A 26263-nucleotide genomic window follows, 5' to 3' on the forward strand; every position below is an offset into this window, starting at 1 on the left:
GGATAATTAATGCTTGGGCGGTGGTGGAGCAATCACTTCACGATTGCCGTTAGTCAATGCCGGGCTGACAACACCTGCCGCCTCCATGGCTTCAATCATTCGGGCCGCCCGGTTATAACCCACCTTCAGCTGCCTTTGAACCGAAGAAATGGACGCCCTGCGCGACTCGGTAACAAAAGCCACGGCTTCATCGTAAAGAGGATCCTGCTCATTGTTATCCAGCCCGCCGGAAAATGCACTGCCTTCAGAACTCTCGCTGACACCATTGAGAATCTCTTCAACAAAATCCGGCGTTCCCCGCAGCTGCCAGTCAGCCACCACCCGATGCACTTCATCGTCAGCAACAAAAGCCCCGTGAATACGAACAGGAACGCTTGTTCCCGGGGGTAGATAGAGCATGTCACCGTGGCCCAGTAACTGCTCAGCGCCGCCCTGGTCAATAATGGTTCGGGAGTCAATCTTGCTGGATACCTGGAAACTGATGCGAGTAGGAACGTTGGCCTTAATCAGACCGGTAATCACATCCACGGATGGGCGCTGTGTGGCCAGAATCAGATGAATACCCGCTGCCCGGGCCTTTTGGGCAATACGGGCAATCAGCTCTTCAACCTTTTTACCAACAATCATCATCATGTCGGCAAATTCATCAACCACAACCACGATAAAGGGCAGCGAGCCTAACTCTGGTGCCACATCTTCCGCTGATACTGGCTGATAGAAGGGATCCCGGTGTGGCTCGCCCTTTTCCAGGGCATCTTTCACCTTGCGGTTATAACCGGCAATGTTACGAACCCCCAGATGTGCCATCAGCTTGTAACGACGCTCCATCTCGGCAACACACCAGCGCAGGGCATTGGCCGCTTCTTTCATGTCCGTCACTACCGGTGCCAGAAGATGCGGAATGCCATCATAGATGGACAACTCCAGCATTTTCGGGTCAATCATGATCAACCGTACATCTTCCGGGCTGGACTTGAACAGCATGGACAGGATCATGGCATTGATACCGACGGACTTACCGGAACCCGTGGTACCGGCCACCAGAAGGTGCGGCATTTTAGCCAGGTCAACAATCACCGGCTGACCGGAAATATCATGTCCCAGGGCAAGGCTGACCGGAGACTGGGCGTCATCAAACGCCCTGGATGAAATAATTTCGCTATAGAAAACGGTTTCGCGGTCATCATTGGGAATCTCAATCCCCATTACTGACTTTCCGGGAATCACTTCCACCACCCGGACACTGACCACCGCCAGAGAACGGGCCAGATCGCTGGCCAGGTTGGTAATTTTACTGGCCTTGGTACCGGGTGCCGGTTGAATCTCAAAACGGGTGATAACCGGCCCGGGATGGACAGCAACCACTTCGACATCGACACTGAAGTCTTTCAGCTTCAGTTCCAGCAACCGGGACATGGCATCCAGAGACTCTGGACTCATGGCCTTGCCGGAGGGGCGGGCTTCATCGAGCAACGAGACGGTTGGTAAACTTCCCTGCGGGGTATGTTCCACCAGAGGTGGCGCTTGCTCCCTCGCCGGAGGAGGGACTATTACCGGCTTTGGCTTTTCGGCTCTCTTCTCAACCACCGGTGGAGCCGGTTGCATAGCATCTTCCTGCAGCTGTAATGCAGGCTCCTGCACCGGTGACAGGTCGCTTTGCTCAGGTTCCCGCTGCTTTCTGGCGGCCAGCTTCTCCTGCAAAGCAAAATACAGCGCAATCAACTTTTCTTTGCAGTAAACGGCGAAGCGCAGGCTCCAATAGCCGACACTGTCCATCAAACGAAACCAGGAAAGATCGGTATAAAGTGTCACGCCGAGGAGAAACAGCGCCATCAGCAGCAGTGTACTGCCGGTGACATTAAAGGCTGGCAGGAACAGATGAATCAGCAGCTCACCAATAATCCCGCCGCTGGACGAAGGAAACAGTCCACTCAACCCATGATAATGGAGTGAAGCCAGGGCAGCCCCTGAAGCAATGGACAGAATAAAACCCATACTGCGAATCAGCAGTAACCAGGAATTCCATTCATCCGGTTCATGCCGGTAACGAAAAACCCGGATCGCCTTGATCACCAGGATAACCGGCACCATCCAGGCCAGAAACCCAAACAGGGTGAACAGCAAATCCGCTGACCATGCCCCGATTCTGCCGGCACTGTTAGCAATATCCCTGACCGGGCCAACATGAGACCAGCCGGGATCGACCTTATCATAACTGGCCAGTGCCAATACCAGAAAAGCGGCCAGTACCAGCCAGCCAAACATAATGCCTTCACGCACCCGTGATGAGAGCGTTTCCGCCGCTGCTTCGCCCGGGATTGTACGCTTGCGCCGTCGTATGGAAACAGGCTCTTGTGATTGATCACTATCCGGCTGATGACTCTTATCCGGCTGATGACTCTTTTTGCTTACGGACCCTGCCATTCGGCTCCCTGAGATAACTGATTATAAACACAGTAGTTTAACCCGAGAAGATAACACGAGCCCTTAACTGCGGACAATCCTGCATCCATTCTTATACAAAGAACAAACATCGACCAATTAGGTCAAAATGAACAGTTTTTGTAGCCCCGGATCTGCTTGCAGGGTATTTTAGAGCGCTGTTTCTTATCAGACAGCGCCCTTAAGGCCAATCCCCCATGTTACGACCATCCTTTCTTGACTTCTCACAGCGAATGAGCCGCCACCCGGCTGTTTCAATGGGTCTATTGTTGACCACCCTGACGTGCAGTATCCTGTTCTCCCCTATTGTCATGGAGTACCAATCCATTGGGGTCACCCTGTTTTCCTGCCTGATGATTGCCAGTCTGGTTCTGACCCTCGGATCGCTGACGGAAAACAGTCCAAAAATCCGTCTCTTGTTAGAGATCACCGGCACCACTATCGTGATACTCAGGGCGGTGGTTGAGTTTCCAAACCCGCCAAACTGGCTGCCCTTCTTCACCTTAATAGCCAGCATGCTGTTCCACCTGGGCATGATGCTGATGCTTATCGGGCACCTGTTCAGCATTAAGCCCCAGGCCGAGAAACTATTGGCGGCGATTAACTTCTATTTACTGACGGGCATCACGTTCAGTTATCTTTATCTACTGGCGAACCTGATTACCCCCGGGGCATTTGATCTTGCTAATCAGGGTATTTCCAGCTGGCCGGATTATCTCTACTTCAGTTTTGTCACCCTGACCACGCTGGGTTATGGTGACATTCTGCCCCTCAGCCCTCTGGCACAGGGTCTGGTATCTCTCGAAGCGATTGTGGGTGTATTGAGTCCGACGGTAATGATTGCCCGGTTTGTTGGGAAATAACGCAAACCTGGTTTCGGTGGCAGCGGATAAACTGCCATCGACAGGGATTATAGGGGGAAAATTCAATGAGACTCTGCGGGAAACTCGCCGGCAAACATTCTCAACATAGCTGCCGAAACATCACTGCGTTCTCATCATGTCTGCCAGCTGCAAATAGCGGTCACTGTCATGGAGCCCACTCAGCAAACGCTCCGGTATCGCCTCCAGCCCATTCATCGCTCCCAGCAGCACACCCGTTAACGCCGCCCTGGCCATATTGTTGCCGCCGCCATTAATGGCAGACAAAACACCCTGCTCAAACTGGTCAGGGTAGCGGTGCATCAGGTAGTAAGCACAGGGAAGCAGGTGAACAAGCTGGCAATCCATGCCATAGACCTGACTGATATGCAGGGCCGGTTCTATACGAACGGTCTCCGGTTGCCAGGCCACCTGCCCATTCCCGGGCGTCAGTAGATGGTCGTAACGCTGTATTGCCGACATCACATCTGAGCGTTTTGCCATAGCCGCTAAATAGGCCGGTAATTCGGTCAGAGGAACGCTGTTGACCATGGCCTGAACAACCAGGGCAAATACCAGCGTATTCTGCCGTATAAAAGGCTCCCTATAGAACGTCTGCAGCAGTTGACCAGCAGCGTCTACCAGCTCAACCGGGTCATCAATCGCCAGAGCCAGCAGGGATACAAACTGCGCTCCCTCGGTTGTGTCACAACCCGAAGCAATCCCGGGATCACCCCAATGTAACCCCGTGCGACGTGCCCTGATCAGGTCCACCATCAATTCATCGGTATAGCGCCCGGAAAAGGACTCACCGGACAATGGCGCAAAGAAATCATCAAGCCGGGCAAGGAAATCTGTCAGTACCAAGCCATCACAATGGGCCAGAGACTCAAGCAGCAATACGATCACCTGGCCCGTCTGGGAAACGTCGCCTGCCCTGACCCCCTGCTGATAACGGAAATGACTGATATTGGCAAAACCATGGCTGCCATTAACTGCCGGGTCCTGATAAGTATCAATCCAGGGGCCATAATCCTGAGCCAGTTGATCCAGGTCATAATACCAGTGGGTGCCGACGCCCAGGGCATCACCAATGAGCAGGCCAGCCACCCCACCCTTTATCCGGCTCAGTTTATCAATGTTTGAAGGGTATGATCTGATGGTCGATGTCGAAGTCATAGCAAGGCCACATTGCAAACCATATACACCCCATGAACATAGCTGAATTTAGCGACCACCGCAGTGCATTCGCGGCCGTTTCACACAAAGACATTCAGAATGGTGACACCAAACTAATACGAATATATACGACTGTTTAATTGCATTAGTCGGCGTATTGTTGGCTGAAGTCCACACTATTTATATGAGAATAAGCCCATGGAATCCGTACACGGTCATAATGTACTGAATATGATCAGAGAACAGGAAGCTGCGCTGAGTAAAGAGGCGCTCCTAGCAGCAATGTCAGCAGAGTTTGGTGAAGAAGCCCGATACCACACCTGCTCCGCACAGGAACTGACAGCAGCAGAACTGGTTGATCAGTTTGTTGGGAAAGGTAAGTTGATTGAAACCCGTGAAGGCATTCAATACATTGGTTGCAACTGCCATTGTCATTAAAAAAGCCCATTTACGGGCTTTTTTTAATCTGAGTTTTTCTGAGCAGAAACAAAAAACCGGTCACAAGAACCGGTTTCAAAATTTTATTGTTGTTGCCTGTCTCATCTTTGTGGCCTTTGTGTCACCTCCCCCGCGACGTAAAGGCCTTTTCTGGAGAAATCCCCCCATCTCTTTCCCCTTCAGGCGTAAGCCATAATACGTATTGTTTTTTTCTGACATATTGACCTGAATCAACATTACATCATCCTTTTCATAATCTCCTGATTGCTTCAGGGTAAACTCCACTTTTTATCGAGTTAATGATCCATGGCCCTCAAAGCAACGATCTATAAAGCAAGTATCAATATAGCGGATATGAACCGCCACTATTATGCAGACCATGATGTAACCATTGCCCGCCACCCATCGGAACATGATGAACGGGCAATGTTGAGACTGATGGTCTGGTCACTCCATGCTTCAGGGGAGCTTCAGTTTACCAAAGGTATCAGCACTGATGATGAGCCTGATATCTGGCAGAAGAATCTCAGTGGTGAAATTGACACCTGGATAGAACTTGGTCAACCGGATGAAAAGCGGCTAAGAAAGGCCTGTGGCCGGGCAAAGAAGGTTTATATCTATAACTATGGCGGACGCCATTCGAATATCTGGTGGCAACAATATCAGGGTAAAGTACAGCGATTTGATAATTTGTACATTTATCAAATCCCTGCCGAGGGTAATGAACTGGCCAGGTTGATTGGTAAAACCATGAAACTACACTGCATTATACAAGATCAGCAGATAACTGTTGGCAATGCTACCGACAGCATTACCATCGAGATCACACAGCGATTTCCGGGTTAATGCTTCATGATTTAGCTGGGAAAAATCTCTCTGTAAGATGGAGGTGGCGGCTGAAGCTCTAACTGCGAGCTCATAACCGTCACGTAAGATGGAGGTGGCTCTGGCAACAAATCCTCAGACTCCTGGTTAATAACCGTCAATGTCTGGTCTGAATCTCTATGCTTTGAATCGTTGTGCATAGGCAAGGGCTGAACCGCCACGATGGACTCTCTCCCTGGTTGCTGGGCTGTTCTGCTAATTGAAAGATCTGTGTGAACAGGAGCAGCCTCCCGAGACTTTATACCGCAACAGCCACCATATTTAGCATCGAAATAGGCACCTATTCCAAGCATTGCTAAAATACCGACACCCGAACCAGCAAGAGCACCGAAACACACTTTAGCTACCATGGTGCCTTCTAAGGGTAAGCACGAACCAACCGCCCCACCGATAAAAGTTGCACCGCCCCAGATGGAGCCGAGGCATGTTGAACGGCAATTATCATTTTCTAAAGTACAGCCGGGATTATTAATGTAACCATTCGCTCCTGACGGTGTAGCAGGCAAGCTTTGCATTTTGGATCAATCCGAAAGTAGTTAACGATAGTTATTTTAAAATCGAGTTCTTTTAAAATCGCTGATTATCAGCAGCTATTTCACTGCTTGAACACGTTCGACCTGTAAAATCGCTAATAGTTCCGGATAAAGATCATCAGGTGCGGATAAGTCCGTGAACATAAGCCCAATTTGAAATGGCACTCGACCTTTAATTTAAAGGCACAATTTCCAGCCCGAAAGATGGCGTTGTTCCCGGATCCAGCGAATTATCTTCCGTACCAATAGAAATATTGAAGCGTAGTCGTGACTCGCTGATCCCCTGCTCATTTAAATGCTGAACAATATTCTCCTGCAGTACTTCCATTTTGTTCTGCCAGGTATCCAGCTCTGCCAAAGTATCGGGTACCGTGCTGTGAATAATAAGAAGTGCGTTCATTGATGAGTCAATGTTCATATTTGTAATAAATGAGGCCAGATCAGAACTTTTTTCTATCCCGGATTTACCGGGTTCCAGCCTGAAGACATTGTTGCCAGCATCCTGTTCGATTGTACGTTCCATCTCATAGTCATGGGGCTTAAAAATATCCACCAATGTATAAATGCGTCCATTGCCCCGGCGAACCGCGTAGACCGTATAAAAAGTGTTCAGCTTATTCCCAATATAAAACGCTTGTTCCTTATCCTGACCATAGAGCGTGGAAATATCGAAGACATCGTTAGCCCAAAAATTACTGGCACCACAGGAAAAACTGCGGCATTCAAACAGCGTCTCAACACCCTCCCCTTGCAACAGGCTGACATAAAATTCATAGCCCTGATTGCTGCTGTGCCCGGGCGGCAGAAAGTAGAGGTCCCTGATCAGGTGCCCGTCAAGCCACTGAGCGCCATCCGAGGTGACAACGCCGTTGACCCGCTTCATCCGGTTGGTAATGATCGGGTGGTTCTGTCGGTTCTCATCGATGGCAAGCTCTATGCGGGCATTAGGATACGCAGGAAGTCCCGACGCATAGGTTGAAGCGCCAATTACCAGGCAAAGCAGGGTACTGATTATTTTGCAGGCAATGGTTAAGGAGCCAGATTTAAGAGTCTTCAGTAGACCCGGGATATCCACAATCACTTTATTCATGAAACACCATCCAAGTCTTCCCCCAACGACGTTTCAGACTATCATAATTTACTGCCTAAAACAGAGTTAACTATATTGGCAATCGCTTCCACCTGATCGTCCATGTGAAGATGATGGTTGCCACTCATCGGGTGAAAATGAATATTTTGCAGCTTCTGATGATACTGGTTAATAGCGTCACTGATCGGACCACTGTCAACATAGACCATATGAGCATTACAGGTTATCTGCCGGGGAAATGCCAGGGTCTGCTCAAGGGAAAAACGGGTGGGAGATCCCAGCTTTAAACGGGGATCTGCCGTCCAGATCCAGTCATCTCCATCCTGAATAATAGATCGATCCACCAGCAGTTCTGACGATTGCCTGGAAACTTTGAACTGACCCATGGCCCTGGCCCGAACGGCCAGCTCCTTCGATCGATAGCGGGTCACTGGCAGCTGATCAACCGGTGTTCTGCGTTGATTGATATAGTTCGCCAGTGCTTGAGGAGCATCTTCAGGGTTTCTTGGCCAGGGGAAAAGCCCGTCAATAGCTACCAACCCGCTAACCTGATCTTTCAGCACGGAACCCGCTGCCATCGCACTGACCACACCGCCCATGGAATGCCCCAGCAAACCAAACCGTTCAAGTTGCAATGACTCAGCGATATAAACCAGATCTTCAACGTAGTGCCAAACATCATAACTGAACCATGCTGGACGATGTTGCGAAAGACCATGGCCCGCCTGGTCCAGAGCTATCAGCCTGATGCCCTCTAACTTTGGGGCCATGGGAGTGAAACTGGCCGCATTATCCAGCCACCCATGAAGTGCAATCACCGGAACACCCTCAGGGTCCCCCCACTCCAACGCAGCAAATGTTAAATGCGGTGTTTGAATGTTCAGCTCCCTTGGATGCATCGTAGACTCCTTGCAATTCAAAGTATTGACTTATTTAGGAAAGAAGTAAGGCCGAATGGCTGATCATTGCAATCACAGCCAATCTATCAGAGAAATCGTGAATGTTAACACAGGGAGGCAACAAAAACAGAAACCCCGTAAAAACGGGGTGGAACTACTGTCAGACAGCACAGAGCGATTTTTATTGTTATTGGAGTGGTATATATTCTTTTTCCTTTAGCGGCAGGGAATCCGATCCCGCCTTCTTTTTTTTGCTGCGACCTGCTGAATTCGGCAACCCGCTAAAGGAGCGACTACAGAATACGTATTTCCCGAACACACTTTATTGATCCAGATCAGAAAATAGAAACATAGTCGTTTAAAGCACAACCGTGATTGAACAGGCTATCAGTCCTTCGCCTTGACTTCTCCGAACATCCCGATGAATATAACGAATATGATTGGATAATATAAAACCAATAAGTTACAGGGTGCTGACTCACGCAGCACCCTCTTCAGACTTGGGTTCAAACATTGGGGGAAGCAGAGGCATCGCCATCGCCTGATGGACCAGCGCCATAATATCCATTTCACCAAGGCGATGAAGCACCGCAATATCGTCCAGTACATAATACAATGGCTGCAAAATATCGATCCGGTAGGGCGTTCTCAGTGCTGTCAGTGGGTCAAAGGCGGTTCTAACGGGAATATCACTCTCCAGGGCATAGGCCGTTTCACCGAAGCTGGAGAGAATTCCACCGCCATAAATACGCAACCCCCGGGAGGTATTCAATAAGCCAAACTCAACCGTCATCCAATAAAGCCTGGCAAGGTAAACCCGCTCTTCTTTGCTGGCAGCCAGACCGAGCCTGCCATAGGTTTCCGTAAAGTCAGCAAAATCCTGATTGGTCAACAGAGGGCAGTGACCAAATATTTCATGAAAAATATCCGGTTCCTGCAGATAATCCAGCTCATCTCTGACGCGGATAAAGGTGGCAACCGGGAATTGTTTGTCGGCTAAAAGCTTAAAAAAACGATCAAAGGAGATCAGCGCCGGTACCCTGGCAACCCCCCAGCCGGTTTTACCGTTAAGCACACGGCTTATTTCATCCAGTTGTGGAATCCGCTCTGACGGCATGGCCAATTCTTCGATGCCGTCCATGTATTCATCACATGCCCGACCTTGCAATAACTCAATCTGTCGGTGATACAGAATACTCCAGGTTTCATGCTCCTCATCTGTATATTCAATAAAGCCTGACTCGTCAGGCTTCCTGGCCTGATATTTGGATGACTTCATAAAACTCTCCCCGGCCTTGCAGCAAGGTAGTGAATCACTACCCCACCGGATTGATAGTTTATTCCCCTGAAAAGCCCTGTAATAGAACCAGCTCCATAAGAAAACCCGACGGATTGGTGATCAGTCAGATCAGAGAAAAAGCTACAACACCCCTCTTCTCATCTGATCCCTTTCCATGCTTTCAAACAGCGCGGTAAAGTTACCTTCACCAAACCCTTCATCCCCCTTGCGCTGGATGATCTCAAAGAAAATCGGGCCAATGGCGGTTTCAGTGAAAATCTGTAACAGCAATCCACCCTCCTCAGTAGGTGCACCATCCATAAGGATGGCACTGGCTTTCAACTTAGCAACATCTTCCTGATGCCAGGGCAGCCTTTCAGAAAGCATCTCGTAATAGGTGTCCGGTGGCGGGGTCAGAAAGGCGGCACCGTTGCCCCGCATCGCCGGTACCGATTGATAGATATCTTTGGAGTACAGCGCAATATGCTGGATACCCTCGCCATTATACTGGTGCAGATACTCTTCAATCTGGCTCTTGTCATCAGAAGATTCATTGATGGGAATTCTGATCTTCCCGCAGGGACTGGTCATTGCCCTGGATTTCAACCCGGTCAACTTGCCTTCAATATCAAAATATCGAATCTCACGGAAGTTAAAAATATCCTCGTAGTAAGATGCCCACTTATCCATATTGCCCCGCTGGACATTGTGGGTAAGATGATCGATAAAGGTCAGGCCGACACCTTCAGGTTCCTGATCAACGCCCTCAACAGGAACGAAGTCCACATCATAAATCGACCCTTTGTCGCCATATCGGTCAACCAGATAAATCAGGCAGCCACCGATGCCCACGATGGATGGGATATTCAGCTCCATGGAACCACTCTGGGTTGGCCCGGGTTGACAGCCCAGCTTGAGCGCCCTCTCATAGGCAAACGCCGCATCTTCTACTCGAATGGCAAAGGCACAGGCACAAGGGCCATGCTCCCGGGCAAACTTCTGGGCAAAGGAGTCAGGCTCACTGTTAACGATAAAGTTAATTCCCCCCTGGCGATAGAGTGTCACCTCTTTGGATCGGTGGCGCGCTACCGCAACAAATCCGAACTGTTTAAAGAGGCTTTCCAGAGCCAGCGCATCCGGCGCTGCGTATTCGACAAATTCAAACCCGTCGGTTCCCATCGGGTTCGTGCTGGTAATCTTTGACATTTTGTTCGTTGTCATGCTTCGTCCTCTTTTACAGTCCAGCCACAGTATAGAAAAAGTATACGATCGCCCTGATGCAAAAGCCTTGCGATATGCAGCCTCATTACGCAAGATGATACAAAAGGTTTGCATCAGATGAATTGGCGGAGCCATCAAACCGGGCTTACACTACCTGAAAGCAGCCAGCCAGTTTTGTCGGGATCCTGTCAATAAATTCGGCAGCTGCCCTGATTGCCGGAGGTTGTTAATGAAAGAAGTGCATTATTACGGTTAGAGAAGATGCTTAATCCGGGTAAGTAGCTGGCCATATGGAATCATATATTTCTGGCTACTTGGGCAGGTGCTATGCGAGGCACAACGGAGGGAGCATAGCCGTAGCTATGTGACCGGAGTTGTAACGAAGCACGACTGCATGGATGCAGGAGCTAGAGCAACGCAGGAGCAGTTGCCGGGAGTACCTGAACAAGGAGTCAGAAATGTATGATTTCATATGGTTAGCTACTTATGTCTGCATTGATCAGAATTGCGGCCAACAACACAGCGAGGGATCGGATGGCGAGCAGAAATGTATTGGATACCTACGACATCAGACTTTTGTCTGCACTCCAGAAGAATGATGCGCTATCCCTGCAATGTCTTGCAGAGCTGGTCAGCCTCTCTGCATCACAATGCTCCCGCCGTATCAGTCGGCTGAAGGCAAAAGGCTATATACAGAAACAGGTGACTTTACTGAACCCGCAGGCGGTTGGCCTGGATGTTGAAGCCTTTATCACGGTTTCCCTGGATAATCATACCCCGGACTCTGCAACCCATTTCCAAGAGGCCATTCTGGATATGTCTCCGGTTATGGAGTGTCATGCCATCACTGGCAGTGATGGCGATTACCTGTTAAAGGTGGTGGCCAAAAATCAGCACGCACTCTCTTTTTTCCTGATGGAAGAACTGATGAAAATTCCCGGCATCAGCCAGATTAAAACGGCCCTGGCTCTCTCTGCCATTAAATCCACCACGGTACTGCCCCTCAGCTTATAGAGTCTTTTATGGAGTTCCCGATGAAGTTTACCCTGACCGGCACAGGCAGCGTGAAAGGATGCCCGGTTTATGGTTGTGACTGCCCCGCCTGCATTAAAGCCATCATGGACCCTTTTCTCGCTCGCCGCCCGGCTTCCGCTATCCTGGAGTCCGACAATGAAATGATGCTTATTGATGCAGGGCTTACGGATATTGAAGATCGTTTTCCAGCAGGCTCCCTGAAACAGATTATCCTGACCCATTACCATATGGATCATATTGCCGGTTTATTCAGCCTGCGCTGGGGAAGTGGCCTGAAAATATCCGTGACCGGGCCAGACACCTCGGATGCCCCGGAAGAGCTGTTGAAACATTCCGGCATTCTGGATTTCAGCCAGACAGTGACGCCCTTCGCTCCCTTTACAGTCAACGGTGTCAGGATAACCCCTGTGCCACTCAGCCACTCACGCCCAACCATGGGCTATGTTTTTCACCGTAATGGCAGGACACTGGTCTATTTGACCGATACCCTGGGACTGCCAAAGGAGACCCTCACCTTTTTTACCGGCAATCCGGTCAATGTCATGATTATTGACTGTAGTTACCCTCCGGACATGTCAGCGTCTCCCGGAGCTCATAACAGCCTGAATGATGTTATGGAGCTGCACCAGAGGATACAACCATCACGCACGATTCTTACCCATATTGGCCATGAGCTTGATAACTGGATGAATACCAATCCGTTACCAAAAGATATTGAAGCTGGCCATGATGGACTGGTAATCACCCTTTAGGACTATGGGCAGACAAAATGCTGGCCATCAACTATGTTTAGACATGCCTCAATATCGATGACTGTGAGTCTTGACCGCCTGTTGGGATCACGGTGATCTGGAGTTATCAACATGTCTGATTACACCGAGTTGATGGGTGAGCTGCTGGAGCTTGGCGTCAATGCAAACCCTGCATCGCCCTATACAGCCTGTATTCTTGATGCCTCTGGACAGATACTGATTACTGCCTGCAATGCCTGCCATATCAGCCCTCTCTATTCCGCAGAAGGGCTGGCGCTTCACCTGTTGGCCAGTGAGTTTGACTGCCAGCAGAAACAGCCCCTGGTAATGATCACCACCGCCGAGCCAGATGACCTGAGCCTGATGGCGATCTACCGGGCTCACTGCCAGGGAATTCATATTGATGAGATCACCTACGGCGCTTCCCGCGCTGTGCTGAAAAAACTGTGGCCATCTGACCCAAGCCAGGGACTGGCTGAAAGCCTCAAGCACTTTCCGGATGAATTCTCCAATGGCTTAAGCATTCATGGCCAGGTACTGGCAGAAGAGTGTTTGGAAGCCTTTAAAGAAGGCAAGGACATGTTTGATCGAGGTGATGACCCAGTGCGTAGCATGGATATTGACCAGTACTGGATGACAGGTGACTGGTTGATTGATGACTGGGAAGAGGATCTCGAATAGTGCAGACAAGCGATAATACCCACACAGAATCACCCCGGTAATCATCCTGTCTTCACTTCACCGCAACCCCTGCCATGATATACGGGTATCTGACAATCCATAATCAGGATTTTAAATGCGTGGTGTCAGGAGGGGAACTTTATGTAAAAAGACTGGTCAGAATGCTAATTTTCCATCATTCAATAATTCAATGGATATAGCGAATCCCCCTACTCAATTAAACGCAGATTTTGACTGCTACTCTTATTTTCAGGATGCTGCATTTTCATCTCCGGTTGTATCGGGTCAGGCGTTCTGCCGTGACGTTGCAAGATCAGCTACTGCACAATACGCCATGCCTGCTGATACAATGCCTGAAAGGTATCTTCAGCAGTCAGCAGTACCTTTTCATAACCCATTTGATGACCCCCGGTTTGAAAAAAGAACGATAGTCATTGTTAATAGCCATTTGCCGTATTTACCCGTCAGGATAGAGCAGCAGACTACTGATCATGCCCCCACATATATTCCTGCTAATGAATGTTTTTCGATCCAGTCTATTTTAGGTATTGGCTCATCAGCTGAATCAGCCCGATCAAGAGATAAGGTCCCGGATGCAAGTGCCACCCTGACAGTGAAGCGCAATGGGAAATGTTGCAAAGATCCTGCGGAGGCGGAACGTCAAAAGGAGCGTAAAAGGGCGCACCAGAGGGAGCATTACCGGAATGATCCCGTCTTCGCTCAGCGCAAAAGAGAGCGTCAAAGAGAGTTCTACAAGAATAACCCCAATTACGCACAAAAACAGAGGACGCGGAAAAGAAGTGCTGCCTACCTGGCAATCGAAAGGGAACGCTACAGGGAGCGTTGCAAAGATCCTGCTTTCGCAGAGAAACAGAGGCTGCGCTTCAGAAATTACCAGAGAGAACGCTACAGGAATAATCCCGAGTATGCAGAGTATCGAAAGAGGATCCAAAGGGAGCGCTATAAGAGGAAACGCAGTCAGGCGCACAAGAAGGAAGCACTATCATAATGTTATCTTTCAACAGAGCGACAATGAATAGGTATCAACACATTGAAAAATAGTTCCACCTGACAAAAAAGATAACTCAAAGATGGAACTTTTAGCCATATAATATTGACAAAGAGAAAGGCTAAAAAAACTCAGGGACAAATTTATTATGAGCAACCCGATATCTGCCAACAATACATTAAATAAAATTTCTAACCCTAACGATGATCAACTGCACCGAAGATATTCCACAACGGTACGGAATAAAGAAAAAAACCTGAGATACACCCCTTATACCACCACACGGCAAATATTTACGAACGACCAATTCAGTTCAATACAATATCAAACCAACTTGTCACAGAGACAGATGGAGATTAACTATCATCCTTTTAACCATTTGAATCCTCCTTATTTCTTAGAAAATACTTATGATGATAACCCAGGAGTCAGAAGTAACACCTTTGAAACTATGCATCCCTATTTTTCTGATGCTGGCATAATAAGGCAGCCACAATCTTATGTGCCACAGCCTGGTAAAAAAAAGAGACATGTAAATAACGAAAAACATCTCTGGAAATTTATATTAAATAATATTGTTAACAATCGAGATAACTCCACTTCCTGGGTAAATATCAGACAAGGTATCTTTGAATTTAAAGATCTCGACAAATTTTCAGAGCAATGGACCACTCACAGAAAAAGAACAACTCCCGTTATCTTTGAAAATATTGCAAGAGCAATCAGGAATTATTATACCACAGGCATAATGACTAAATTTGATCAGAATGGCACCCACCTGCCAAGACAGCATTATCGCTTTAATCTATCGAATCCTGTTGTTGCTGATTATTTTAAAACCCTAGGACTCATGCCTTGAGTAAAGTCAAACCAGCCCCCCCCCCTCGTAGGCTGGCTCACGGCCTCACTGGAAATGGAACTGCCCTGATCAACCGCCAGACATCATGAAATCCAGGTTTCCTTATTTCTTCCCAACCCATGAATCCTTGACACTGACCACCAGTGGCGGCAACACTGGACTGCTTGAGTTATAACCCCACAAAGACGTATTTATGAAAATAACAACAATGATTATCAAAACCCCGGATGGCTATCACCTTGCCGGTACCGAGTTTCTGCCTGAACAAGCCAATGGGATTGGTGTAATTATCAATGGTGCCACCGGTGTTTTGCGCAGGTATTACCAGGATTATGCCGAGTTCTTATGCCAACAGGGCTTTACAGTGCTGAGCTATGAGTTTCGGGGGATTGGCGAGAGCCAGCCGATTCACAGCAATGCCCCGGCTCCCAGCATGCTCCACTGGGGGCAACGGGATATGGATGCAGTACTGACTGATTTTATCCAGCGCCACCCACAGCTGACCGTGAAAGGCATTGGTCACTCCGTGGGTGGCCAACTGTTGGGCGTTTTACCGGATAATAACCGCTACTGCGGATTTTTAAACATCGCATCACAGCATATTTACTGGAAGCACTGGCCACTGAAAGACCGTCCATTAACTGTGGCGTTTTTCTTTGGTGTACTACCACTGTTCTATACCCTGACGGGCGGTTTACCTAAATGGGTATTAGGTGCAGAGTACCTGCCCCGACAGGTTGCCCGGGACTGGAGCCGTTTTGGGCGCAGAAAGGCCTATATTGCTGACCCCGAAGGACGGCCATTACGGGAGGGTTTTCGGGAATACACCGGCAAGATGCGCTTTTACGGCATGGCCGATGATCGACGTTTTGCACCACCGACAACGGTTTATCAGCTTGAGAAGCTATTCAGTAATGCAGACAGTCATGTCAGAATTCTGAAACCTGGGGATTACCGGATGAAATCCATTGACCACTTCGGATTTTTCAAAAAAAGCATGAACCGACAGGCATGGCAAGAGAGTGCCGAGTGGTTACTGGAGTAAATGCGGTAACGAAACGCCAACAGGTCCGAAAGGTATAAAACGATTTTCTCACTGAGCAATAGAATGATGCATGCAAAGTTGCTATTACCGACATTACTGCTGGTTTTCTCTTCTGCAACAGCCAGTGAGTTAAAACCCTTTGTCAGTGATGGCTGCAGCCTGTTTCCGAATGGCACATTATCCCAGCCTGATCAATGGTTGCACTGCTGTGTTAGTCATGATTTTACTTACTGGCAGGGCGGCACCGAAGAAGGCCGATTACATTCAGACCTGGCATTGCGACAGTGTCTCCGAGAAGCGGGCCATCCCCGGATTGGCACCGTGATGTATGCCGGGGTTCGGTTTGGCGGCAGTCCATTATGGCCCACACCGTTCCGCTGGGGATTTGGCTGGGAGTATCCACGTTTTTATCGCCCATTGACTTCAGAGGAGCTTGATCAGGTTGAAACCGTTTCCCGGCAGATGGCGATAATGGTAAAGGAGTAAACCGCTCCACCTGCCCCCGGTGATCGATTGCTTCAAAAAGGCACCGGGTATTGACGGAATACAGCATTGATCTCACCCAGCACCTCTTTTGATAATTTCAGCTGGTAAGCATCAATATTTTCCTTAAGCTGCGCCAGTGAACTGGCTCCGATAATCGTCGATGTTACACCCTCTGTTTGATATACCCAGGCCAGTGCCATCTGCGCCAGAGACAACCCATGGCGCTTAGCTACCCCATGATAGTCTTCAATCGCCCTGTGCGTCACAGGGGTATTACGGAAGAGACCATTTCTCTGCTGGAAAGACCAGCGGGAACCCGACGGAATCTGTCCATTTCGGTACTTGCCAGACAGCACGCCGCCACCCAGTGGCGACCAGGGCAGATAAGCGACATCATTTAATACACAGGACTCCAATACATAGGGTGAGTCCTTGGCATGTATTAAGCTGAACTCGTTCTGGATAGATACCATCCTGGGCAGGTCATACTTTTCGCTCAACCGCACGTACTCACCAATGCCCCAGGGCGTATCATCGGAAAGGCCGCAATAACGGATCTTCCCCGCTTTAATGCAATCATCCAGCCCTTGAAGAATATCCACCATTTCCGCTTCCTGCCGCGCTCGATCCACCTGGGTATGGGGCACCATCCCTGGCCAGTGTCTGGCAAAATGGGGAGAGACCCGGTTTGGCCAGTGCAGCTGGTAAAGATCAATACAGTCTGTATTCAGGCGTTTCAGAGAGCCTTCCACCGCTTCTTTAATACGCTGACCACTGATTGGGCTGCCACTGCGTATCCACGGCAGTCCTGCACCGACAATTTTCGTGGCAATGACAACCTCATCACGCTTGCCCGGATTGGCCCGGATCCATTCACCAATGCAGCGCTCAGTTTCACCACTGGTCTGTTCATCAGGGGGAACCGGATACATCTCGGCCGTATCGATAAAGTTAATTCCCTGGTCCAGCGCGAAGTCAATCTGCTCTAACGCCTCATTCAGAGAGTTCTGCTTTCCCCAGGTCATGGATCCCAGGCAAACCTCTGTCACCTGCAGTTCACTGCATCCCAGTTTAATTTTTTTCATTGACCGACTCCCCGGTATTTTTAAGGGTTAATGCATATTACAGTAATAGAAAAACACAATCAGGAGAATAATCAAATCAACACTGCTGACTGGTCCTGGTGAACAGCAAACTATTGCTCGGCAATGCGATAAAGCAGCTTGATAAAGGCGTCTGTACTTTTCTGGCTGGGGGACTCAATCCCGAATTTATTATGAAAATAGATGGACAGCTGACAATCCCTGTTGCCGAGTATAACGGTATAGCCATCATCCATTGACTTTGCGGTAACACCTTCCAGCAAGTAGCCCCCGGCCACCTGTTCACCCCTGTCCAGAATTCGGGCAAATGCCAAAAGACACTTTTGAATATCGATATGTTGATCCACGGACTGACTCCTTCAGAAAAGCAAGGCTCCCCGCTTACGTCATTTTCAGGGAGGCATAGAGAAAACAGTGCAATGACATTACTGGCCAGTACTTTAACAATGTTTCTGGATTGATTCTCACTGTAGACGGCCTGCCCCCATAATGAGCCAGCCATAAAACTGCTGATAACGACGGAATAAATAATGAACAGTTGTTCCCCTGAGTTATCAAACAGAGACTGCCCCCTGATGGACAGAGAAAGCATAATAATGAAAGGCATTATCCCAAGCCAGGCGAGCCAGTATATGAGTCGTTGAAAGCGATCCACCAGGTTCTCCTTTGGTCTCACAGTGAAGGATAGCAGTGCCTTATCTGTACGAATGGTCAGATTGACTGGATCAGGCCATATCATTGCTTCGGGTTTATTAATGCTGAATGAATGTGTTAGCCTGAAATGGATACGAATCAGAATAATAGAGTCGATAAAATTAACCAAACGACCTTTATGGTCGTAGCAGCCTGCCCGGTTACAGAGAACTCTGCTCAGCGAATGCGTTGATCGTGAGTGTGAATGGCCCGTCAGGTTGACCTTTATCAGGGACTGATAAACGGGAGCCTCTGTCGTGTATATTCTGCGGTTGAATACTGCTGGCCAGCCTGTTGAGTGGCTTACCTGGCAGGAAACAGTATGCCTTTACTCAAGAGAGTTGGTTCACTGGAGCCTGGGAGATATTATTTACCGGATCCATGGCGGCTATAACCGATGGCATGGAGATCGAACGATTATCGAACTCCCCAGTATCGTTGCCTGTGGCGGTAAACGGCTTTTTCCCTGCCGGAGAAATCCAACCCTTAGCAATTACTCGCTGTTTGAAAGAGACAATCATCAATGCCTGTATTGTGGCCGTTTCTTCAAAACAAGGGAGCTTACCCGGGATCATATTGTGCCAAAATCCAAAGGAGGCGTTGATGACTGGATGAACGTTGTTGCTGCTTGTCGGCGCTGCAACCAGTTTAAAGGTGACAAACTGCTGGAAAACTCCGGGATGTCACTGATCGCCCTGCCCTATCGCCCCAATGCGGCCGAATATCTTGCCCTGGTCAACAGCCAGCGGATCCTGCCGGATCAGGCGGACTATCTCAGAACCCAGTTTTCCAAAAACTGTCGTTGGAAAAGCCGTAATCGCAATACCTCATCTGGCCTATTGCAACCCAGTTAAATCGTCAGCTGAAGCCCCTGTCTATGTGCGGGGCTCCGGTGTAAACTCCCCGCCCTGTTCATTTTTTTGTAGCGGAATCAGCAATGCCCCTGAATCTCGACAACGATGGCTACCTGGCCAACCTTGACGAATGGAATACAGAAGCTGCCACAGAGCTGGCGGCGCTTGAGGGTATAGTGCTTACTGAAGCGCACTGGGAAGTGATTTACGCGCTGCGGGCGTTCTATCAACAATATGAACTGGCCCCCAACCAGCGGCCTTTTGTTAAGCATATTGCCAATACCCTTGGCAAAGACAAAGGGAACAGCCTCTACCTAATGACGCTTTTTCCTGAAAGCCCGGCCAGAGTTGCTGCCCGAATTGCCGGACTGCCGCGTCCTACCAACTGCTTCTGACCGTCAAAGAGGCTACTCTGCCGGGAAATAGAAGGCGTACTCGCATCTGGAAAATGGGCAGATGGAAACCAAACCACAACAAAGTCCTGCTGATTGATGACAGTGACACCAGCCATTGCCCAACAGGACACGGTCGGTTCTCAATGCCTTATTTTTCCGGGCTTACCTGCAGTTGATCAACATCCTCTTTGAGTCTGGTAAAGCCAACAGCTTCCACAGCCTCCAGATAACCGGGATCACTTTCGCTCTTGCCCTGAAGCAGGTTGGCGGCAATTCTTCCGTAGGTCATGGCACCTTTGGCACCGACGCCGGACATTCCGGCCATCACCACAAAGTTGCTGTCCATGTCACCGGATGGCGAGACCAGCTGGGAAACAATGGGTACTTCGGTACTGGTCAGGCTGTAGACGCAGGAAACATCACCAACCAGTTGCAGATCCTCATCATTCACCGGCACCCCATGCATGCGTAAATACCGACCGGTGTTCTCAATGCTCCAGCGAATCTCCTCTTCGGACAACGCCTGGTGCCAGACATCGTCCAGGTTGTTAATGTCGCTGCGCTGGAAATGGCCACCAATCTTGATGACCGGATTTCCATCTCCATCAGAAGATTCAAACATGGAATAAAAACTACCCTCCCGGGTGCCAGCGGAGCTGTTAATCACCGGATAGGCCCGTCTCAGTTGACTGCGGGCGTGATCATCAAGTTGATGATACTTCGCCGTATTGATCTGCAGGAACGCAAGAAATACCCGCTTTGGCGTGATCAGTTTATCCATGTAGGGTGCCAACTCAGTGAGCAATGGGCCGGTGTAAGGGCCCGCAGCGCTGACGATCTGGCTGGCTGTCAATTCCCTTTCGGAACCTTGCGAATCTTTGGTGGCAATAACGTAGTGGTTACCCTGACGTTGGATATCGCTAACGGAAGCATTGTAAACAATTGTCCCCCCTTTCAGTTTAATGGCCTTGTGCAACAGTGAAATCAGTGCTTCAGGATTAAGGGTGCCAGAGTGTTCATTGAATTCACGATGCAGAAAAACCCCCTCCGGCAGCTGGACACCAAACATATCCATTCCCTCCTCCGGCGTTAGAGCTAATTTGTAGTCCACCTTTTGTCGTTCAGAGGAAGCAATAATGGCATCAGCCGCTTTCAGCGGCCTCATATAATTGACCGGTGTTGTCTGGTAGACAGCAGACATCGAGGTATCGTAGCCCTGATTACCGAGATAGTTGACCAGCGTTGCTGTTTCCTGAACCGAACGGTTGTGGAGGTAAGACCAAAGATCCCTGCCCAGGTTGTTGCTTCTGGCAATACGTGTCAGCCCTTTACTGGAACCCTGACTGTATTCACGATCCTGTTTTTCCAGCAGAATAACCTCTTTGCCGTCCCGGGCCAGCTGCCAGGCAGCGGCACTACCCATCAGCCCACCACCAATAACAACAACGGCGTAGTGCTTTTCAGCGGTTGTACCCCCGGCTTGGAGCTGACCACTGAAGAAAACAAATATCGATGTGAGTACTACCGTTAAAGTGGTCATATTTCCTCCATGAAAGGGATATAAAGGTAATTAAAAAATTATTTTATAAGATTCGACCATCCGACCAATAAAAGGTTCCATCGACGGGCATTTATTTTGCTGTAGTAAGCACTCCGCCCCCCTGGTGGGTATCAGTATTAATTCCCCGCCATTACCACTTTGCAGGCCCCATAAAGCGGAGCGACAAACTGAGCGTACCGTACAAACTCCCAGAATATCGGCTGCCAGCTTCTCAATTCAACTTGCGGCGGAGTTGTGACGGTAATATCCAGGCTTTTGAGGGAAAAACTGCGTGATTCATATCGCTCCGGGCTGAACAACCCCCATAATGCATACCATTGGCAATCCGGAGCCGCAGGCTCTGATGCACAGGGCTGGTAGTAGAACGGCATATTTTTCAGATTCATGGTTACCTTGAACGTGTATCTGCTATCGGGAGCCAGATAATCTTCGAAGCTCAACGCATCAGGGGAGAATAACAGTCGCCCCGGATAATAGATGAGCCCGGGTAAATAAGTCCGGTAAATTGCTGCGCCGGCTCCATAATCGAAACTGAGCTGGTAGCGTGTCGAAGTTCTGAGGGTATCACTGGCCCCGCTATCTGTCGCGGGGTCCACCAGCTGCTGGATATGTTCATCAAAATAGGCGGTGGATTTCAGCCGCTCTCCCAGCCAGGTGGATTGGTAAAGCTGCACCCTGATCAGTGGTGATGTTTCGGCAGACATGGTTGATAACGACAGATCTTTAAAGGTGTAACTTGCCGTGTCTGCGACGATTAACCCACAAGGATAGCCCCTGGATTGATAGCCCCCGTTCAGATCAAATGCGCCCCCCCACACAATGGCTGACGACATATCGCCGTCAGGGAACCAGAGAGTATTGGGTGGACTGGATAGAATTCGTCGATCGGTGAGCACCTCAAAGCTGACATTGTCAAAACCGTTCAGGCGACATTGCAGGGATGCAGGCTGCCACAGATTATTATTACGTGTGTGAATTTGGTAGGCATTCTTTGGGTCATTAATATTCAGTGTTGGTTTCAGCCGAACCGAAGGCGAGCATAAATTACTGACCGACAGCTGCCCTTCTTCACCACCTAACAGGTCATCACCATTGGCCGGGCAAAAAATGCTGACCGACAGCTGCTCTTTTTCACCAGGTAACAAGTCATAACCATTGGCCAGACGCGTGATAACCCCGGGTTTTCCAGGACTCAAGTCAGGCGAGTCTATTTTCACAAATTTCACGTTATAGACCAGTTTGCCCATGCCACAGGGGCTGCGTCCCACCTGGACAACATCGGCGTAGCAACTTCGGGCAACATCCCTGCAATTCCTGGTATCGGACTGACGTCGATTTTGTCCGGTGGGCGTTTGTTGATCACATACCCGGTAAGTCCCACAGATAGCCGAATCCTTAATCAGTCGGCAATCTTCCCACTTCCAGACAACGTCAATCGGGTAGTCCAAAATGCCCCCATACTCAGGGGCCGGAAGGTCGCGCAACCATTGGACGGCCTGATCAGGGTCTGTTTTTTTCAATGCATGCCAGGCGGCTTCATCCAACGGATCCGGAAAGCGAGTCCAGGAGGATTCGGCACTGCCACACTGCAGGTACTCATGTCGTACATTGCGGCTTTGATCCAATGGCAAAATCTTTCCGGGACAGGCAAGGCTGATCCGTGGTCCTGAATAGAAGGGGAACAGGTTCTTTTCAACACACCGGTTCTCAGGGCGGGGCGGAGTGACCCTGTCCATACCGGGTCGACCGTTCCTTGCCGGTGAGCCACGGTTTGCAGTACGGGGGCGTTCATGGTCCCGATAAGCGGGACGACCACTTGTCAGCGTAGCCATCCACCCGGGTTCAGGTGGTGGCGGTAAATAAGGGGGTGCAGAGGGTACTTTAACCGACGGCCCCAGCCCCATTGTTGCAGGAGTGGCCGAGGACGGAGAATGGGGGGAGGCATTCACCGGTGTTATACATCTGTTCGCCAGGACCAGAAAAATAAACGTCTGAGCAGGAGCAGATACGATCTTGCGCGTAATTTTGTGAAGAGCGCTGACAGTCCCATAAGCACAATTCAGCACTGGGCTTAGCCAATTTGCAGGGGAAGCAGGTACTTTTGATGAGTTGGCGGATGTTGCTATTTCTGGTTGAGAAATGGTGGGACTGGCAGTAGTAGTTAACATGGTCAATTCTTCATGACAGTGTTACACGTGATCTCAAGAAGATGTGCCAGTTATGACTTTCTGACACATCCAACATGGATTTCTGACCATAGGGAAAAGTTTTAGTTCACTGCCAAATGAGGAATGTTCTGAACCGTAAAATCATTACGAAAAATCTGGGAACATATTCTTCAGCCGGTCAGTAGTACGAATCTTTTTCTGTTGCTCAGCAAGAAAGTCGTCTTCATAATGATTCATTACCTTTTCTATAAACAATAAGCGATCATTGGTTTTCACAACCAGCTTCAAGCCTTCATCGTGAACTCTTTGAATAATGTTTAAGAACTGCTCAATTTTCAACCCGCGACTCAATTGACTGCCGGTCATATCGCACTCCAGAAAAACCGCCTGATGCTTTGTATTGGATAAATCGCTTAAATAGAAATCAGACATTAGCCTTTGGCCTCCGGGCAAAAGCAGGGACCCACCTCACGGATCTGCTCCACCGGGATACTGAGTTTTATGGCAATCTCATCCATTGATTCCGCCTGCTCAGTGATCACGCCTGCCGCTTTGTCCCCTTGATAGTGAGCCAGTTGCAATAATGCATCATCAGTCTGGACTTCAAGGCTATCCCACCATCGGGAACGTCGACTGTCTCCCTGTAGATCCTTCAGGTAACAAAAGTTATGGGCAGTTTCGGTCAAGGGATCAATAATGCCGAAATGTTTTTTATCGATATGGACAGGATAATTTGAACTGACCATGATGGCTTTGTTTTCAGCCATCACATGTTTCATGGTTTTCGCCAGAAACATTTTGGTGATGCCGGACTGACATTTGGTAACATCATCCACTATCACCAAATCCTTACCGGCAAGCATTTCGTCAACCTTTCTATTCCATTGTTTATCATCACTGCCGAGGTCCAGATACAGGCAACCTACTCTTTCATCGCTTGTATAGAGGGTGTTGACGCCATAGTGAGCTGCTTTTTTGGCAACGGCTACACAAAGATGCGTTTTTCCTATTCCCGCTGATCCGGTCAGAAATAGCCCCATAGGTTTTTTGGGCAGAGTTTCATCCAGGTTATTAATCACAGCGTGTGTGAACTTCAGGGCAGTCTGTTTCATCTGGTCCTGCTGTGATGAGCCGGTTTTAAAATTCTCGAAGTCGGCAGCAAGATTTTCAATGGGGAACGGTTCACCATGATCCACCGGTTTTGGTTTCAGAACCGGTGTGACAGGCAACGGCGGTTGCTGATGCCAGGCTTTATCACTTAAAAAAAATTGTGTCCAGCGCTCAGGTCTGAAGCGCAATCCACAGGTAAGACCAACAATGGGAGATTGATAGCTCAGGGTATGATCGGTCCAATCGGCATACCCCGTTTCCCCCTTTGCGATAGCAGCAATTGTATCCGTACTCTGTGGTTGGTTATAGCCATCAATCAGGAGTTTTTTGACTTGCTCGAACGTTTTCGGTTCAGCAAACTTATCTGGGCTAAATCCCAGGTAGAGATTTTGTGCACTGCTGTCTTGTCCAGTGCATATCAGATTAAAACCGATGGCACTGCCGGTTTTGTGTTTTGCACTGTAGCTCTTAACGCCCCGGATATAGACAATATCCCCCTTTTTGATATCCAAATCGCCCGCTTCAATGCCCGTTGGATTCGAGATAGGCTCCCCGAACGAAAACAAGCTAAACAAGCTGCCAGAGAAAGGGTTGATCATCTCGAATGGCTTTAAAACGCCAGAGGGAAGTGACATATCTTCACACACATCTTGAACCATTGTTCCACTGTTGCAGAAAAGCGAACAGGCAATTCTGAATGTCGAAACCGGCGAACCAAACAGGCGGTTGAATTCATCAGTGCCAAGAATGGTTTCAATGGCTCGATACTGACAGGCCAGTAAGGTCGTGGCACAGTCCGCAGTAGTAGGGCCATGAAAAAAAGCACTCAGACACTCACTTGGTGTTTCTCCTTCACTGGTTGCTACAAAACTGGACTTGTATCTCGGGTCAAAATACTTCGGTAGTGAGTGAAAACCGAGAGACGAACCGTTGATCAGATCTCTAAGATCAAGATCACGGGCTTGATAGTCCTCAGGGTAAAAGATCCCAAGGCTTTTGTTAACCTCCAGTGGTGGCGGTCTATATCTTCTTGGTATCGGTCCCATTCGATTGTCACTTGTTACCTTCACAGGTGGGTAATACTTCGTCTTGACTGAACCCCGTTTATCGTAAGGTGTATTGCTGTGCTGGAGCCAGCGAATCGTTTCATTGGTTAATTGCTCATCCAGGGGCGCATTGCTGTTACTTTTCGGGAAATATTCCTGAGGAGGAGTGATCATGCTTACAGCCTGAAAATGAATTCTTAAAGTACTGTTATCTTCGCGAAAAGACGCTTTGGTACCTGGTAAACAGGCGGCTGGATTACCTTTGGTAATTCTGAAATCACTCATCTCCTTACTTATTGCCACGGGCCTCTGCCCATCAGAATCAGGAATTTTTTTCAGGCCTTCATCAGCGCTCCCGTTCTGGCATGGTTGTTTTTGGGTTAGGGGGTGATCACCACTTAAGGTATGACCACAAAAAGTCGGAGGGTTGCTATTTTGAGTAGCCGTTTCTCTCCCCCTGGATTCTTGATTTTGGGATTCAAGACGAACGCCTGATTGATAGGTGGTGGGTGTAGTATCCATACTTGATTGACCTTTGTGATTTATATTAATCTGTTAAAAGTTGGCGTTTAAATTCAGATAGTTAATAGCCAAAGTGCAACAGTCACTACAGCATCAATTATCATTCCTGCATAAATCA

Annotated in this window: 25 protein-coding genes; 12 read left to right on the forward strand and 13 right to left on the reverse strand. The window is 49.0% G+C overall.

Annotated elements, in window-relative coordinates; genetic code table 11:
* Window positions 1-6: 6 nt before the first annotated feature.
* Entirely contained in the window at window positions 7-2424 is a 2418-nt protein-coding gene (locus O3276_RS03645) for a DNA translocase FtsK (RefSeq protein WP_269674419.1), read from the reverse strand.
* Between the two features lie 215 nt (window positions 2425-2639).
* Between O3276_RS03645 and O3276_RS03650 the strand changes: the two genes are divergently transcribed.
* Window positions 2640-3305, forward strand: coding sequence for a potassium channel family protein (locus tag O3276_RS03650; RefSeq protein WP_269674420.1), 666 nt, complete (start codon window positions 2640-2642; stop codon window positions 3303-3305).
* 120 nt (window positions 3306-3425) lie between these two features.
* On the opposite strand, the gene O3276_RS03655 is transcribed toward O3276_RS03650, so the two are convergent.
* Window positions 3426-4481: an ADP-ribosylglycohydrolase family protein gene (locus tag O3276_RS03655; protein WP_269674421.1), complete on the reverse strand. Its 1056-nt coding sequence runs from the start codon at window positions 4479-4481 to the stop codon at window positions 3426-3428.
* A gap of 198 nt (window positions 4482-4679) precedes the next feature.
* On the opposite strand from O3276_RS03655, the gene O3276_RS03660 reads away from it, so the two are divergent.
* Both O3276_RS03660 and O3276_RS03665 read left to right on the forward strand, forming a co-directional pair.
* Entirely contained in the window at window positions 4680-4919 is a 240-nt protein-coding gene (locus O3276_RS03660) for a YecH family metal-binding protein (protein WP_269674422.1), read from the forward strand.
* 306 nt (window positions 4920-5225) lie between these two features.
* The gene (locus O3276_RS03665; protein WP_269674423.1) at window positions 5226-5765 is read left to right on the forward strand and encodes a YaeQ family protein; all 540 of its coding nucleotides are present in this window, start codon (window positions 5226-5228) and stop codon (window positions 5763-5765) included.
* A gap of 11 nt (window positions 5766-5776) precedes the next feature.
* On the opposite strand, the gene O3276_RS03670 is transcribed toward O3276_RS03665, so the two are convergent.
* The 5 genes from O3276_RS03670 to hppD form a co-directional block, all read right to left on the reverse strand.
* A complete protein-coding gene (locus O3276_RS03670; protein WP_269674424.1) occupies window positions 5777-6319 on the reverse strand; it encodes a hypothetical protein in 543 nt (180 codons plus the stop codon).
* A gap of 190 nt (window positions 6320-6509) precedes the next feature.
* A complete protein-coding gene (locus O3276_RS03675; protein ID WP_269674425.1) occupies window positions 6510-7427 on the reverse strand; it encodes a DUF4892 domain-containing protein in 918 nt (305 codons plus the stop codon).
* A gap of 41 nt (window positions 7428-7468) precedes the next feature.
* Window positions 7469-8326 (reverse strand): alpha/beta fold hydrolase, encoded by an 858-nt coding sequence (locus O3276_RS03680; protein ID WP_269674426.1) that lies wholly within the window; start codon window positions 8324-8326, stop codon window positions 7469-7471.
* 478 nt (window positions 8327-8804) lie between these two features.
* Window positions 8805-9605: a phenylalanine 4-monooxygenase gene (gene phhA, locus O3276_RS03685; protein WP_269674427.1), complete on the reverse strand. Its 801-nt coding sequence runs from the start codon at window positions 9603-9605 to the stop codon at window positions 8805-8807.
* Window positions 9606-9746: 141 nt separating this feature from the next.
* The gene (gene hppD, locus O3276_RS03690) at window positions 9747-10826 is read right to left on the reverse strand and encodes a 4-hydroxyphenylpyruvate dioxygenase (RefSeq protein WP_420841683.1); all 1080 of its coding nucleotides are present in this window, start codon (window positions 10824-10826) and stop codon (window positions 9747-9749) included.
* 486 nt (window positions 10827-11312) lie between these two features.
* Here hppD and O3276_RS03695 point away from each other — a divergent pair, with 486 nt between their 5' ends.
* From O3276_RS03695 to O3276_RS03725, 7 genes are all read left to right on the forward strand, one after another.
* Window positions 11313-11840: an Lrp/AsnC family transcriptional regulator gene (locus O3276_RS03695; protein WP_269674428.1), complete on the forward strand. Its 528-nt coding sequence runs from the start codon at window positions 11313-11315 to the stop codon at window positions 11838-11840.
* 20 nt (window positions 11841-11860) lie between these two features.
* On the forward strand, window positions 11861-12613 hold the full coding sequence (gene phnP / locus O3276_RS03700; RefSeq protein ID WP_269674429.1) for a phosphonate metabolism protein PhnP: 753 nt from the start codon (window positions 11861-11863) through the stop codon (window positions 12611-12613).
* 111 nt (window positions 12614-12724) lie between these two features.
* Window positions 12725-13294, forward strand: coding sequence for a hypothetical protein (locus tag O3276_RS03705; protein WP_269674430.1), 570 nt, complete (start codon window positions 12725-12727; stop codon window positions 13292-13294).
* Between the two features lie 190 nt (window positions 13295-13484).
* Window positions 13485-14303 (forward strand): putative RNA-binding protein, encoded by an 819-nt coding sequence (locus O3276_RS03710; RefSeq protein ID WP_269674431.1) that lies wholly within the window; start codon window positions 13485-13487, stop codon window positions 14301-14303.
* Between the two features lie 148 nt (window positions 14304-14451).
* Window positions 14452-15162, forward strand: a complete 711-nt coding sequence (locus O3276_RS03715) for an ETS domain-containing protein (protein ID WP_269674432.1) — start codon at window positions 14452-14454, stop codon at window positions 15160-15162.
* 193 nt (window positions 15163-15355) lie between these two features.
* The gene (locus O3276_RS03720; RefSeq protein WP_269674433.1) at window positions 15356-16207 is read left to right on the forward strand and encodes an alpha/beta hydrolase family protein; all 852 of its coding nucleotides are present in this window, start codon (window positions 15356-15358) and stop codon (window positions 16205-16207) included.
* A 63-nt stretch (window positions 16208-16270) separates the two neighbouring features.
* Entirely contained in the window at window positions 16271-16693 is a 423-nt protein-coding gene (locus O3276_RS03725) for a hypothetical protein (protein WP_269674434.1), read from the forward strand.
* A 32-nt stretch (window positions 16694-16725) separates the two neighbouring features.
* On the opposite strand, the gene O3276_RS03730 is transcribed toward O3276_RS03725, so the two are convergent.
* Together O3276_RS03730 and O3276_RS03735 are read right to left on the reverse strand one after the other, a co-directional pair.
* Window positions 16726-17778 (reverse strand): aldo/keto reductase, encoded by a 1053-nt coding sequence (locus O3276_RS03730; RefSeq protein WP_269674435.1) that lies wholly within the window; start codon window positions 17776-17778, stop codon window positions 16726-16728.
* Window positions 17779-17888: 110 nt separating this feature from the next.
* Window positions 17889-18143, reverse strand: a complete 255-nt coding sequence (locus O3276_RS03735) for a DUF3081 family protein (RefSeq protein WP_269674436.1) — start codon at window positions 18141-18143, stop codon at window positions 17889-17891.
* Between the two features lie 603 nt (window positions 18144-18746).
* Between O3276_RS03735 and O3276_RS03740 the strand changes: the two genes are divergently transcribed.
* Together O3276_RS03740 and O3276_RS03745 are read left to right on the forward strand one after the other, a co-directional pair.
* A complete protein-coding gene (locus O3276_RS03740) occupies window positions 18747-19343 on the forward strand; it encodes an HNH endonuclease (protein ID WP_269674437.1) in 597 nt (198 codons plus the stop codon).
* An 83-nt stretch (window positions 19344-19426) separates the two neighbouring features.
* Entirely contained in the window at window positions 19427-19738 is a 312-nt protein-coding gene (locus O3276_RS03745; protein ID WP_101745945.1) for a TusE/DsrC/DsvC family sulfur relay protein, read from the forward strand.
* A 148-nt stretch (window positions 19739-19886) separates the two neighbouring features.
* Here O3276_RS03745 and O3276_RS03750 read toward each other — a convergent pair whose 3' ends face one another.
* The 4 genes from O3276_RS03750 to O3276_RS03765 form a co-directional block, all read right to left on the reverse strand.
* Entirely contained in the window at window positions 19887-21278 is a 1392-nt protein-coding gene (locus O3276_RS03750; RefSeq protein WP_269674438.1) for an NAD(P)/FAD-dependent oxidoreductase, read from the reverse strand.
* A 137-nt stretch (window positions 21279-21415) separates the two neighbouring features.
* Window positions 21416-23131, reverse strand: coding sequence for a hypothetical protein (locus O3276_RS03755; protein ID WP_269674439.1), 1716 nt, complete (start codon window positions 23129-23131; stop codon window positions 21416-21418).
* 480 nt (window positions 23132-23611) lie between these two features.
* The gene (locus O3276_RS03760) at window positions 23612-23899 is read right to left on the reverse strand and encodes a hypothetical protein (RefSeq protein WP_269674440.1); all 288 of its coding nucleotides are present in this window, start codon (window positions 23897-23899) and stop codon (window positions 23612-23614) included.
* Window positions 23899-26145: an ATP-binding protein gene (locus O3276_RS03765; protein ID WP_269674441.1), complete on the reverse strand. Its 2247-nt coding sequence runs from the start codon at window positions 26143-26145 to the stop codon at window positions 23899-23901. The genes O3276_RS03760 and O3276_RS03765 overlap by 1 nt, the downstream gene beginning before the upstream one ends.
* Between the last annotated feature and the right edge of the window lie 118 nt (window positions 26146-26263).

Source organism: Endozoicomonas sp. GU-1, from assembly GCF_027366395.1.
Classification (GTDB): domain Bacteria; phylum Pseudomonadota; class Gammaproteobacteria; order Pseudomonadales; family Endozoicomonadaceae; genus Endozoicomonas.